The following is a 12,579-nucleotide window of genomic DNA, read 5'->3' on the forward strand; positions in this document are numbered from 1 at the left end:
GTGCTCCCTAGAGAGGGGTGGTTACCAGGGGTGGGTCAGGGTCACGGGGGCCGACGAGGTGTAGAGCTCCCCCACGGCGCGCAGTTCGAACCGTGCGGCCCGCTCGCCCTGTTCGGGTTTCAGCCCGGCGACGAAGTACGCGCGCTGGCAGGTACCGCCGAGGAAGCGGCGGGTGCCGTCGGGGAGGAGGCGGTGGAGGGTGTAGTGCCGCACGGTGCCGCGGGCCGGGTTCCAGACCAGGCGCAGGTCACCGCCGGACGCGGCGCTCACGCGCAGCCCCGTGGGAGCGGCCGGAGTGGCCCGGGAGGCCGTCCGGACGGCGATGCCACCGAGCCGCCACCGCACCGGGCCACCGGCGTCCGTCGGAGTGAGCCGCACGCCGATCGCGTGGACGGTGCCCGTCAGGCCGCCGAGCCGCACAGTCGAGGTCTGCCAGGTGCCGGCCGACGTCACGGGGAGATACGTGTACGGCGGTGTCGCCCCGGGCGAGTCCGGGTCGGCGGTGGCGACGGCCAGCTCGACGCGCACCGAGCCGGTGTCGGTCCGGTGGGTGAGTTCGACAACCGTGTCGGCGGTGAGCGGCAACCGGGTCGCGTACACGTCCAGGACGGCGGGCGCGTCGAGTGCACCGTCGACGAGCACGCTGCTCCCGCCGCGCCAGGCGTCCTCGAAGTCGAAGCCCACGGCCGGACGGCTGCCCTCGGTGTGCACGGCCCAACGTCTGGACGGCAGGCGGTCCTGCAACCCCAGGTGGTTCCAGGGCGTGTCCGAGGTGACCTTGCCGTCCTCGTACCAGCGCAGCCCATGGCCGGTGTTGAACGCGCTGGCGAAGGGCACGGAGGTGATCGTGGAGCGGTCGGCGACGGAGACGGCGGGTGCTCGCCAGCCGTCGTTTCCGTCCGGCCGGGACGGGTCGAGGGAGCGGCCGGTCCAGAACCGGTCGTCGGCGGCGTGGAAGGCGGCCGGGTCCCGCTGGTCGGCGGGCAGCTGGTTGCGCGTCCACTCGGGGCGGTAGAGGCCGACCGACGCGATGTGCTTCTGGTCCGTCGGCACGATCGCGTCCCACCGCACGGACGAGTTCCAGCCGTTCGCCTCGACGTCGACGCCGGCCCACAACTCGTAGCGGCTGCGCCCCAGTTGCTCGGCTCGCTGCCCGGAGGAGACCAGGCTGCCCGCCGACCAGCGGAAGTCGACGAACATGTCGTCGGAGGTCCGGAAGAACGCCTCGTTCTGCACGTTCAGCGCGCCCTGCCAGTTCACCGAGCCGTGCACGGTCATCGCGTCGTACCAGGTGACCCGCTGCCCCCTGGCCGCCGCGAGGGACTTCAGCTCCCGTACGAAGCTCAGCATGTCCCGGCCGAGCGCGGCGTCCCCGCCCCCGGTCTCGGCGTTGACGAACCAGCCGTCGAACCCGTGGGCCTCCGCGACCGCGACCAGCCGGGCGGCGAGCGGATGCCGCCCGACGGCGTCCTTCTGCACGAGGTCGCGGGTCCACCGGAGCTGTCCGCCGTAGGCGACGGGCGGCAGGAAGACGTTGCCGAGGACGGGTACGCCGTGCCGGTGGGCGGCGTCCACGATCGGGGCGTTCGGGGCGAGGATCAGCCCCTCGCCCGACGAGCCTCCCCAGAACACCAGCTCGTCGATGTAGGCCCAGTGGGTGAGGGCGTAGGTGTCGGCGGTGGCCGAGCCCTGCGAGGGGTTGCTCGCGGTCGGACCGAAGGAGACCAGGGACTGGATGCGGGCCTGGCCTGCGCGGGCGGTGGGGTTGGCGGGGGCCGGGGTGAAGCGGCGGGCCAGGGGCACGGACGCGGCGTTGAAGGCGAGGTCCGGGTCGGTGTCGGCGCGCCAGGACTTCAGGCTGCGCCAGGTGATGCCGGGGCCGGGGGCGCCCTCGGGGAGGGAGTCCGGGTACCAGTAGGACGCGTAGGGCCGGCCGGCGGCGGCTCGCGGCGCTGCCGTCGCCGGCAGGGCGGGGAACAGGGCGGCCGCGGCGCCGGCGAGCAGGACCGTGCGTCTGGTGGGGGTCACGGGCGGATTCCTCCTTCGAGGATCTGGTCGACTGTGACGGTCTCGGTGATGCCTCGTGCGGACAGGTGCTCCCGATCGGCGGCCCGGGTGTCGAGAACAGTGGTGGGGCGGGCCCCGTCGGCGACCAGCCGGAAGTAGGCCTCGAAGACGGGCCCGCCCGGGGCGCACCGTGAGCGGACGGCCGGGTCGGCGGGCACGACGAGCGCGGTCGTCCGGTTCGTGGGCGTGTACGACGACTCCCGCGCCGCCCGTTCCAGCACCCGAGCCGTGTCCTTGGGCTTGCGGTCGTTGGTCAGCAGGCCGAGTCCGTACTCCAGTTCCGGGAAGTCGGCGAGGCTGCGGGAGACGTCGTGGGAGCACCACCAGGTGATGCCCCACAGGCCCGGGCAGTCCAGGGCGTTCGCCACGGTGGCCCCGGTGAAGGCGGCGGCGTGCTCGGGCGGGACCAGGGGCGCGGGTGCGCCGACCTCCTGGAGCCACACCGGGCGGTGCGGATCGTCGGCCCAGGCCTTGCTCAGCTCGACGAGGTAGGCCGCGTGGTGCTCGCTCGGCACGGAGGTACGGCCGTAGCGCTGGGCGGTGCCGTTGAAGACCCAGGAGTGCACGGCGGTGACGGCGCCGTGCCGGGCGGCCTGGCCGGGGGTGAAGGGCTGGTCGTCCTGGTACCAGGTCGCGTCGTACTCGGCGTGCAGGTGCAGCCGGCCCGGGGCGCCCTCCTCGCAGGCGGCGAGCATGCGGGTGAGCCAGGTGTCGATCTCGCCGGGCGTGGCCCGGTCGGGGTCGGGGTGGGGGCCGGACGAGAACTGGTTCACCTCGTTGCCGAGGGTCATGCCGATGAAGTTGGGCCGGTCGGCGAGGGCGGCGGCGAGCGTGCGCAGGAGGTTCTCCTGGCCGTCGAGAGCGTCCGGGTCGGTGAAGAGGTTGCGCCGGTGCCAGGTGCGCGTCCAGGCGGGCAGGAAGTCGAAGCTGCTCAAGTGGCCCTGCAGACCGTCCACGTTGACGTCGAGGCCGCGCTCGGCGGCGGCGTCGGCCAGCGCGACGAGCTGCTCCACCGCCCGGGGCCGGATCAGCGTGCGGTTGGGCTGGAAGTACGGCCACAGCGGGAAGACCCTGATGTGGTCGAGGCCCAGCGCGGCGATCGAGTCCAGGTCGGCGCGGACGGAGTCGAGGTCGAAGTCGAGCCAGTGGTGGAACCACCCTTCGCTGGGGGTGTAGTTGACGCCGAAGCGCACGGCAGGAGGCATGCGGTGTCCTTGCGTGTTCGGTGGGGGTCGGCCCTTCGGCCCTGAACCCTCAGCCCTTCACCGCGCCCTCGCCCACACCGCGGAAGAAGTACCGCTGGAGGCAGGCGAAGAGGGCGATCAGCGGTGCGACGGCGATGATCGTCCCGGCGGCGACGAGACGCTCGTCGTTGGCGAAGGTGCCGTGCAGGTAGTTGAGGCCGATGGTCAGCGTGAATTTGGACGGGTCGCTCAGCACGATCAGCGGCCACAGGAAGTCGTCCCAGGCGCCCATGAAGGCGAAGATCGCCACGACCGCGAGGGTGCCCTTCACCGATGGCAGGGCGATGCGCAGGAACCGCTGCCAGACGTTGGCGCCGTCGACGAAGGCCGCTTCCTCGATCTCGTAGGGCAGGTTGAGGAAGGCGTTGCGCATCAGCAGGACGTTCATCGCGCCGATGCAGCCCGGCAGGACCACGCCGATCAGGGTGTTGTTGAGGCCGAGCTCCCGCATGGTCGTGAACTGGGCGATGATGATGCCCTCGACGGGCACGAGCATCGCCAGGATGAAGGCCAGGGTGGCGACGCGGCGGCCGCGGTAGCGGAGCCGGGCCAGGGCGTATCCGGCGAGGGCCGAGCCGACGCAGTTGGTGACGACGTTGGCGGTGGCGACCTTCAGGGAGTTGAGCGCGTAGTCCCAGACGGGGATGGTGTCGGCGACCCGTTCGTAGTTGTGCAGGGTCGGATCGCCCGGCAGGAACGTCGGCGGGGAGCTGTAGATGTCCTCGGTCGGCCCCTTGAGGGAGGTGGACAGCTGCCACAGGAACGGGCCGATGGTCAGGGCCAGCACGGCGAGCAACAGGGCGTAGCGCAGGACCAGTTCCCACACCCGGATGCGGCGGCCGTGCTCGTCGGTGACCCGGGGCTCACGGGCCACGGCGGGCTCTTCGGGGGCCCGGGTCTTCTCGAGGACGCTCACGAGTCCTCCTTCCGGTCGGCGCGCAGCACCAGCAGCATCAGGGCGACGGTGACGGCGAAGACGACGACGGAGAGCGCGGAGGCGTAGCCGACCCGGCCGGTCAGTCCGGTGCCGGTGCGCTGGACGAGCATGACGAGGGTGGTGTCCTCGCCCGCGGGTCCGCCGCTCGGGCCCGCCAGCAGGTACACCTCGGAGAACACCTTGAACGCGGCGACCGAGGACAGCGCCCCGACCAGCACCATGGTGGAGCGGACGGCGGGCACGGTGACGGACAGGAAGCGGCGCACCGCCCCGGCGCCGTCCACGGCGGCGGCCTCGTGCAGCTCGCGGGGCACGTTCCCCAGCGCCGCCAGATAGATGATCATGTAGTAGCCGAGGCCCTTCCACACCGTGACGGCCATGGCGCTCATCAGGAGCAGCCACTGGTCGCTGAGGAAGCCGACCCGGCCCACACCGACCGTCTCCAGCACCGCGTTGACCAGTCCGCGGTCGTCGAGCAGCCACACCCAGATCAGCCCGACCACGACGATCGAGGCGACGACGGGGGTGTAGAAGGCGGACCGGAAGAAGGTGATGCCCGGGATGTTCTTCTGCACGAGCAGCGCGAGCAGCAGCGGCAGGACGACGAGGAGCGGGACGACCCCGAGGACGTAGAGCGTGCTGTTGCGCAGTCCGGTCCAGAACATGTCGTCGTGCAGCAGCTCGCGGAAGTTGGCGAGCCCCACGAACCGCCCGGGGATCAGGGTGCGGCGGTCGGTGAAGGAGTTCACCAGCGTGGAGACGAAGGGGTAGAGCACGAACGCGCCGGTGACGAGCAGGCCGGGCGCGGCGAACAGCCACGGACTGGTGGGGAGTTGGCGCCGCACCCGGGAGATGCCGGAGAGAGCCATGGTGCGTCAGCCCTGCTGCGTCAGGAGCCGGTCGCACTCCTTGACAGCGTTGTCGAGAGCTTCCTCGGGGCTCTGCTTGCCCTGGAGCGCCTTGGCGACCTCGTTGCGCAGCGCGATCTTCATCTGCTCGCTGAACAGCACCGGCGTGTAGTTGACCGCGGTCTTCAGGGACTTGGCGGCGGCCACGCGGACGCGTGTCTCGTCGGTGCCGTCCTCCTTGGTGAAGTACGGGTCGTCCAGCGAACCGGCGGTGCTGGGGAAGATGGCGACCTTCTTGGCGAACGACATCTGGTGGGCCGCATCGGTCACGAAGTGCGCGAAGGCCACGGCCGCGGGCTTGCGCTTCGACTGGGCGTTGACCATCACGCCCATCACGTACATGTTGACGTGCCCGGTGCTGGTGATCTGGTCGGTGATGCCGATGTTCTTGTACAGGCTCGGCGCCTGCTTCTTGAAGTTGCCGAGGTCGAGGGCGCTGCCCGGGTTCATGGCGACGGCCCCGGTGAGGAACTTCTTGCCGGACGACTCCGGGGTGGCGGTCAGGGCCTGCGGGTCGAGGGCCTTTGCGTCGTACAACTCCTTGTACTGGGTGAGGAGTTCGACGCCCTTGGCGTCGTTGAAGGTGAAGCCGGTGCCTTCCTTGTTCATCAGGGGCACGCCGTAGCGGCCGAAGTCCTCGATGGTGGGCACGTTGGCGAGGGTGGCGACCTTGCCGCCGCTCTTCTTCGCCAGTTGCAGGGCGTCGGCGAAGAGGTCGTCGTACGTCGTCGGCGGCTTCTCCGCGTCGAGCCCGGCCTTCTTGAACAGGGACTTGTTGTAGAAGAGCGGGCCGGTGTTGAGGTACCAGGGGAAGGCGTAGGTGCCGGGCTGGCCCGGTATCCGGTGGCCGGCCCAGGCACCGGGCAGGTATTCCTTCTCGTACTGCGGGGCGGCCTTGTCCAGGTCGAGGGCGAGACCGGCCTTGGCGAGCGGGGCGACCAGGTCCGGGGAGACGTTGACGACGTCGGGCAGGGTGCCGCCCGCCGCGTCGGCGCTGATCTTGTCGGCGTAGCCCTCGGCGGGCTGGTCGACCCACTTCACATGGGTGCCGGGGTTCTTCTTCTCGAACTCGGCGATCAGGCCCTCGAAGTAGGGCTTGAAGTTGGCGCGCAGGTTCCAGGTCTGGAAGGTGATGCCGCCCTCGACCTTGCCGGAGGCGTCGCCCGAACCGCCTCCTTCGCCCCCTGAACCGCAGGCGCTCAGCGGCAGGACGACAGCGACGGCAGCGGCGGCGAAGGCTCTGCGGGAGATGCGCACGGTGACCGGCTCCTTGGGAACAGGGTGGCGGGAGGGCGGCGGAAATGACGCCGGGCCAGACCTTGCATCGTTCTCTTCGGACAAGTCAATGGATTCTGCTCAGCTAAAGTCATTAGTTGCACATAAATGCAGGTCAGAGCCCTAAATGAACGCCCGTTGCAGTCGATCACTAATGCGCTTTAGGCTATGGAAGCTCAAGCGCATTAGTGCACGGCGTCGGTCGAATGGAGAGCACGCGTGACGGGAAAGCGCTCACCGGCGCGGCGGCCGACGATGAAGGACATCGCCCGGCGGGCCGGGGTGTCCGAGAGCGCGGTGTCCTTCGCGCTCAACGGAAGACCCGGAGTCTCCGAGGTGACCCGGGACCGGGTGCGCCGGGTCGCCGAGCAACTGGGCTGGCGGCCCAGCACGGCGGCCCGCGCCCTGTCCGGGGAGGGCGCGGCGACGGTCGGCTTCGTGCTGGCGCGTCCGGCGGGCACGCTGGGGGTGGACTCGTTCTTCCTGCAACTGGTCTCGGGCATCCAGGAGGTGCTGGCCGAGCGTCATCTCGGGCTGCTGTTCCAGATCGCCGAGGACATCGACGACGAGTGCGCGGTGTACCGGCGCTGGTGGGCCGAGCACCGGGTGGACGGGGTGCTGGTGGTCGACCCGCGCACGGACGACCCCCGGCCCGGCCTCCTGGACGAACTGGGCCTGCCCGCCGTGGTGATCGGAGGCGAGCCGGACGAGCGTCACCCGGGTCTTTCGACGGTGTGGGCGGACGACGCGGGTGCGATGGCGGCGGTGGTGGACGGGCTGTACGCGCTGGGCCATCGCCGGATCGCGCACATCGCGGGGCTGCCCGGGCTGGCCCACACCGAGCGCCGGATCCGCACACTGCGGGCCGAGGCGCAACGGCGCGGCCTGACCGAGGTGCAGTCGGTGCCGACCGACTACTCGGACGAGGCGGGCGCGGCCGTCACGCGCCGGGTACTGGACGGTCCCGGTGCTCCGACGGCCCTGATCTACGACAACGACGTGATGGCCGTCGCCGGGGTCGCCGCCGCGACCGAGAGGGGCTTCGCGGTGCCGGCGGACGTGTCGGTGGTGGCCTGGGAGGACTCCGCCCTGTGCCGCCTGGTCAAGCCGTGGCTGTCCGCACTCTCCCGGGACAGCGTGGAGTTCGGCCGCACGGCGGCACGGGAACTGACCGCCCTGCTGGACGGCGGCCCGGCCCGGACGGTGCGGGTGCCGGTGCCGGGGCTGATCGAACGGGACAGTACGGGGCCGGCGCGGGGCACGGTCTAGGTCGCCCTGGGCCAGACCGGGCTTTCCCCAGGTCGCCCTGGGTACGCGGGGCGGTGCGGACACGGCCCGGCCGGCTTCCGTCCCGTCCCCGGCGGGGTCACACTGGACCGTATGCGGCTTCGGGGCACCGCCTGCGCGGCCGCCGGACTGCTGCTGGCCGTCGCGACGGGCTGCACCGGCGGTGCGGAGGACGCCGCACCCGCGACGTCTCCGGCGACGGCCCGGGCCACCGGCGAGAGGGCCGCCGGTGAGGGCCCCCGCACCGCGCCCTCCCCCACCCCGGCCGACCCCGTCTCCCTCCAGGCCCTGATGCAGCGCGAGCACACCGGCTCCGGCCTACGCCTCGGCGAGGTGCTCGACCGCACCTCCGCCTACACCCGCTACGCCGTCACCTACGAGGCGAACGGCCTGACGATCTCGGGGACCATGAACATCCCGGAGGGCGACGGGCCCTTCCCGGCGCTGGTGCTGGCGCACGGCTACATCGACCCGGACGTCTACTTCAGCGGCCAGGGCATGCCCCGCGAGCAGGACCGTCTGGCCCGCAGCGGCTATGTCGTCCTGCACACCGACTACCGCAACCACGCCCGCTCCGACCAGGACCCTGACAACGACGTGAACCTGCGTCTCGGTTACACCGAGGACGTCATCGGCGCCGCCCTGGCCCTGCGCGACTCCGGGCGCCCCGAGATCGACGGCGACCGCATCGGGCTGTTCGGGCGGTCGATGGGCGGCGGGGTCGTCTACAACACGCTGGTCGTGGCGCCCGGTCTGTTCGACGCGGCGGTCGCGTACGCGCCGGTCAGCGCACACCCGGAGGAGAACATCGACCACTTCCAGCGGCCCGAGGGCGACCCCCTCGTCACCGAGATCGAGGAGAAGCACGGAACGCCCGAGGAGAACCCGGCGTTCTGGCGCGGCGTCTCCCCGCTCACCCACGCCGACCGCGTGTCCGACCCCCTGCTGATCCAGCACGGCACCGCGGACGACACCTGCCCCCTCGCCTGGTCACGCGAGGCCGCCGCGGCGTTCCAGGAGGCCGGCAAGGACGTCGAGCTCCGCACCGTCAGCGGCGAGGGGCACACGTTCGGGCCGAAGTGGGCGGCCTCGATGGACGTCACCGAGGCCTTCCTCGCGCGCCACCTGCGCTGACACCCCACCACGGACCCGCAAAAGCGGTCGGCGACCTCGACGGGCGGCCCCGGACCGGTGCACAGTTCTCCCTACGTACTCGTCAGTAAGTCCGCCCTCTCCCCTCCGAGGAGCCGCTGTGACCACCTGGGCCGGCCGCACCGCCGCCGAGATATCCGCCGCCGTACGCGAGAAGCGGGTCACGCCCCGCGAGGTGGTCGCCGAGCACCTCGCCCGGATCGAGCGGCTCGACGGCCGGGTCGGGGCCTTCCGCACGGTGCGCGCCGAGGCGGCCCTGGCCGAGGCCGACGAGGTGGCGGCGCGCGGCGACTTCGCCGAACTGCCCCTGGCCGGGGTGCCCGTGGCCGTCAAGGACAACCTCGCCGTGCGTGGCGAGTCCCGGCGGATCGGCTCGGCCGCCACGCCGGACACCCCGGCCTCGCAGGACCATGTGACGGTGGCCCGGCTGCGGGCCGCGGGCGCGGTGGTCGTGGGGCTGACGAACGTCCCCGAGCTGTGTGTCTTCGGTACGACGGACGGCGTGCTGGGCATCGCCCGCAACCCCTGGGATCCCACGCGTTCGGCGGGCGGTTCGTCGGGCGGCAGCGCGGCCGCAGTCGCCGCCGGCATGGTGCCGATCGCCCTCGGCAACGACGGCATGGGGTCCCTGCGCATACCGGCCGCCAACTGCGGCCTGGTCACCATCAAGCCGGGGCGGGGAGTCGTCCCGACCGGCGACGGGGACAGCACCTGGTTCGGCATGTCGGAGAACGGGCCGCTCGCCACGACCGTCGAGGACGCCCGCCTGATGTTCTCGGTCCTCGCCGGCACCGAGCCCGCTCCCGTGTCCGCGCCCGGCGTCCTCAGGGTCGCCGTGTCGCTGCGCAGCCCCCTGGCGGGCGTCACCATCAGCCGCCCGTACGCGGCGGCCGCCCGGGACGCGGCCGGCCTGCTGATGCGGGCGGGGCATCAGGTCCGGCGCGCCGACCCGCCCTACCCGCTGTCGCTCGCCACGACCTCCCTGGCCCACTGGACGGCGGGGACCGCCGCGGACGCCCGGCCCCTGGACCCCCGGCTGCTGACCCGGCGCACCCGCGTCCACGCCCGGCTCGGCCGGCCCTTCCTGCGCACGGTGAGCTCCGGGGCGAGCCGGGAGCAGCTGCGCCGGAGGCTGGAGCCGTTCTTCACCGAGCACGACGTGCTGCTCACGCCGGCGCTCGCCCGCCGCTCCCCGAAGGCCGGCCCCTGGCACGAGCGGGGCTGGCTGAGCAATGTGCTGGCGAACACGAACTACTCGCCCCTGACGCCGGCGTGGAACCTCACCGGCTGGCCCGCCATGTCCGTCCCGTGCGGGACCCTCCCCTCCGGCGCGCCCTGTGCCGTGCAGTTGGTGGGCCGGCCCGGCACGGAGTCCCGACTGCTCGATCTGGCCGGGCAGTTGGAGGAGCGAAACCCGTGGCAGCGGACGGCGCCGATGGACTAGGGTCGGCCGGGTGACTGCCGGGTCGGCCGTAGGCCATGCACGAGTGAGGCGCCCGGCCTCGGAGTGAGCGCGGCGGGGGTGACCCCGCCCGGGCCCGCCCGAGAGCCGGAGAGGGCACGCGCCCCGCCTTCCGTTCTTCGTGTCCTCATCCCCGCGCCCCTCAGCGGCGCTTCACCACGGATCCCGAGACCCGGAGACGAACCCACGCATGTCCGACACCCGGCACGCCACCGACCTTCCGACGACCATCGCCCATCTGAACCACACCGCCGTCTACGCCTCCGACCGCCACCTGTCGGCGGAGTTCCTGGCGGCCGTCCTGGGCCTGGAGGTCGGCGCCCCCTTCGGCCCGTTCCTGCCCGTCGACCTGGGCAACGGCGTGACCCTCGACTACTACGAGATGACCGACGAGCCGATCCAGTCGCAGCACTACGCGTTCCTCGTGCCCGACGAGCGGTTCGACGGCATGATCGACCGCCTGGAGGCGCTCGGCGTCACCTACTACGCCGACCCGAACCACACCCGGCCCGGCCGGGTCAACGACCTCTTCGAGGGTCGCGGCGCCTACTTCGACGACCCGGACGGCCACAACATGGAGATCATGACCCGGCCGTACGCCCGGCCCTGAGAGCGGCGACCGCCGCGACCGCCTGGTCGCCCTACAGCGCCCGGTACATGATGTGCAGCCCCACCCGGCCGTGCCGGGGGTGGTCGAACGCGTCGGGGACGGTGCCGAGGACCGTGAAGCCGAGGGAGGTCCACAGCGTCACGGCCGGGTTGGTCTCGACGACGGCGTTGAAGACCATGCCGCGGTAACCGGCGGCCCGGGCCTCGGTCAGGAGGTGCCCGGCGAGGGCGCGGCCGTAGCCCCGGCCGCCCCGGCCGGGGTCGACCATGAAGCCGGCGTTGGCGATGCGGGCGGCGGGGCCACCGTAGTTGGGGGTGAGGTAGGCGGAGGCGACGACGGCTCCGCTGTCGTCCTCGACGACGTAGACGCGTTTCGCCGGGTTCATCCACAGGACCCGGGCCTCCTCCTCGGAGGTACCCGGGTCCCATGCGTAGGTCTCGCCCGCGGCGACGATGCGGTGCCAGAACGGCCAGATGCGAGGCCAGTCGTCAGCCGTTGCTTCCCTGATCAGCATGGCCGTGAGTCTGGCACGGCCATGCGCTCGGAGGTCGCGGAGGGGTCCGCCCGGGGTCAGTCGACGCTGGGCAGGATGTGGGGCTCTGCGAGGTCGTCCTCGTAGCCCGCGAGGCGGATCGGGGCGGAACGGGCCCACACGTCGAGGCTGCCGAGCTCGTCGGCCCGTCGGCCGGCGCGCTCGCCGCGTTCCTTGGGGCGTTGATCGCGATTCGTCTTCTCCGGTGTCACCGCGCACTCCTTATGTGTCGGTCACCCTCGGGACGTACGCGCCGGTCCTGCTGCGCCTGACGCCCGCTCGGGCCTCTATGTCAAATGCAGTTCGGACGCGGTGGCGCCGGTCGACTCACGGGAGAGCAGGCCGTGGTGAACCGGCTGGTCCCATGACGGACCGTGGGTGTGGGTAGGACCCCGTACTGCTGTCCGTCCGCATCAGACTAACCAGATGAGCGGAGCCCCGCTCGATGGGGCTGAAAACAGCCGGTAACAATCACGCGTCATCTGCCGTTCAACTCGTGTTTCCGTACGGGTTTGTGCGCATAAGGCCGTTTTGCAAATCACTCGAACGGCGTACGTCGGCGGCAGCGCTTTCCAGACGGTTGCGCAGTTCAAACGGTGTTGGCCGCGTCGCAAGCTCGCCATGCTCTGCTGCCGTACGCAACGGCTGTCTCGCGGGAGGACTGACGCATGGAGCTGCGCAGCGTCGAGGAGCTGATGGATCTGCTGTACGCCTGCCGTGGCACCCGGGACGTCCCGGTCCGCGCCCGCCCGCCGGTCGACCTGCACGACCACGCGCTGCGGACCGCGGCGCTGCTGCGCCGCGGCCGTCCGGCGGACAAGGAGCTCCAAGTCGCGGGCCTGGTGCAGCCCGTCGGCGGGCTGCTGTGGGCTTGGGGGGAGGGTCTCCCCCTGGTACGCCGCTGTCCCCGCCCGGACGCCCCGGCCGACGACGATCTCCTCACCCTCCGCCAGGCGACCGAGGAGGGCCGCACGGCGGGTTTCGACGCCGGGGTCCTGGAGGACTGGCGCACGGTCCTGGAACTGCTGGCGGCCCGCACCTCCCGCCTCGGAGCGGTGGACTGACGGGCCGCCACCACCTGTAAGGCCTTGTGGGCACGACCGGT

12 protein-coding genes are annotated in these 12,579 nt (G+C 71.8%); 5 read left to right on the forward strand and 7 right to left on the reverse strand.

Features of this window, described 5'->3' with window-relative positions:
* Window positions 1–21 precede the first annotated feature (21 nt).
* The 5 genes from IE153_RS01695 to IE153_RS01715 are packed head-to-tail and all read right to left on the reverse strand — an operon-like array spanning window position 22 to window position 6,413.
* Window positions 22–2,028, reverse strand: a complete 2,007-nt coding sequence (locus IE153_RS01695; protein WP_189587775.1) for an endo-beta-N-acetylglucosaminidase — start codon at window positions 2,026–2,028, stop codon at window positions 22–24.
* A complete protein-coding gene (locus tag IE153_RS01700; RefSeq protein WP_189587777.1) occupies window positions 2,025–3,272 on the reverse strand; it encodes a glycoside hydrolase 5 family protein in 1,248 nt (415 codons plus the stop codon). Before IE153_RS01700 ends, IE153_RS01695 begins: the two co-directional genes overlap by 4 nt.
* 49 nt (window positions 3,273–3,321) lie before the next feature.
* On the reverse strand, window positions 3,322–4,227 hold the full coding sequence (locus IE153_RS01705; protein ID WP_189587779.1) for a carbohydrate ABC transporter permease: 906 nt from the start codon (window positions 4,225–4,227) through the stop codon (window positions 3,322–3,324).
* Window positions 4,224–5,117, reverse strand: a complete 894-nt coding sequence (locus tag IE153_RS01710) for a carbohydrate ABC transporter permease (RefSeq protein ID WP_189587781.1) — start codon at window positions 5,115–5,117, stop codon at window positions 4,224–4,226. Before IE153_RS01710 ends, IE153_RS01705 begins: the two co-directional genes overlap by 4 nt.
* 6 nt (window positions 5,118–5,123) lie before the next feature.
* Window positions 5,124–6,413, reverse strand: a complete 1,290-nt coding sequence (locus IE153_RS01715) for an ABC transporter substrate-binding protein (RefSeq protein ID WP_189587783.1) — start codon at window positions 6,411–6,413, stop codon at window positions 5,124–5,126.
* Between the two features lie 273 nt (window positions 6,414–6,686).
* On the opposite strand from IE153_RS01715, the gene IE153_RS01720 reads away from it, so the two are divergent.
* The 4 genes from IE153_RS01720 (at window position 6,687) to IE153_RS01735 (ending at window position 10,942) form a co-directional block, all read left to right on the forward strand.
* The gene (locus IE153_RS01720) at window positions 6,687–7,700 is read left to right on the forward strand and encodes a LacI family DNA-binding transcriptional regulator (protein ID WP_189588523.1); all 1,014 of its coding nucleotides are present in this window, start codon (window positions 6,687–6,689) and stop codon (window positions 7,698–7,700) included.
* A gap of 111 nt (window positions 7,701–7,811) precedes the next feature.
* Entirely contained in the window at window positions 7,812–8,852 is a 1,041-nt protein-coding gene (locus tag IE153_RS01725; protein ID WP_189587785.1) for an alpha/beta hydrolase family protein, read from the forward strand.
* 118 nt (window positions 8,853–8,970) lie between these two features.
* Window positions 8,971–10,314 carry an amidase gene (locus IE153_RS01730; protein WP_189587787.1) on the forward strand — a complete coding sequence of 448 codons (1,344 nt, stop codon included), beginning with the start codon at window positions 8,971–8,973 and terminating at the stop codon, window positions 10,312–10,314.
* A gap of 208 nt (window positions 10,315–10,522) precedes the next feature.
* Window positions 10,523–10,942 carry a VOC family protein gene (locus IE153_RS01735; RefSeq protein ID WP_189587789.1) on the forward strand — a complete coding sequence of 140 codons (420 nt, stop codon included), beginning with the start codon at window positions 10,523–10,525 and terminating at the stop codon, window positions 10,940–10,942.
* Between the two features lie 31 nt (window positions 10,943–10,973).
* On the opposite strand, the gene IE153_RS01740 is transcribed toward IE153_RS01735, so the two are convergent.
* Both IE153_RS01740 and IE153_RS01745 read right to left on the reverse strand, forming a co-directional pair.
* Window positions 10,974–11,456, reverse strand: coding sequence for a GNAT family N-acetyltransferase (locus IE153_RS01740; RefSeq protein ID WP_189587791.1), 483 nt, complete (start codon window positions 11,454–11,456; stop codon window positions 10,974–10,976).
* 56 nt (window positions 11,457–11,512) lie between these two features.
* Window positions 11,513–11,686: a hypothetical protein gene (locus IE153_RS01745; protein ID WP_167526749.1), complete on the reverse strand. Its 174-nt coding sequence runs from the start codon at window positions 11,684–11,686 to the stop codon at window positions 11,513–11,515.
* A gap of 456 nt (window positions 11,687–12,142) precedes the next feature.
* On the opposite strand from IE153_RS01745, the gene IE153_RS01750 reads away from it, so the two are divergent.
* Window positions 12,143–12,538 (forward strand): hypothetical protein, encoded by a 396-nt coding sequence (locus IE153_RS01750; RefSeq protein WP_189587793.1) that lies wholly within the window; start codon window positions 12,143–12,145, stop codon window positions 12,536–12,538.
* Window positions 12,539–12,579 lie beyond the last annotated feature (41 nt).

The organism is Streptomyces massasporeus (assembly GCF_014648995.1).
Lineage (GTDB): Bacteria > Actinomycetota > Actinomycetes > Streptomycetales > Streptomycetaceae > Streptomyces > Streptomyces massasporeus.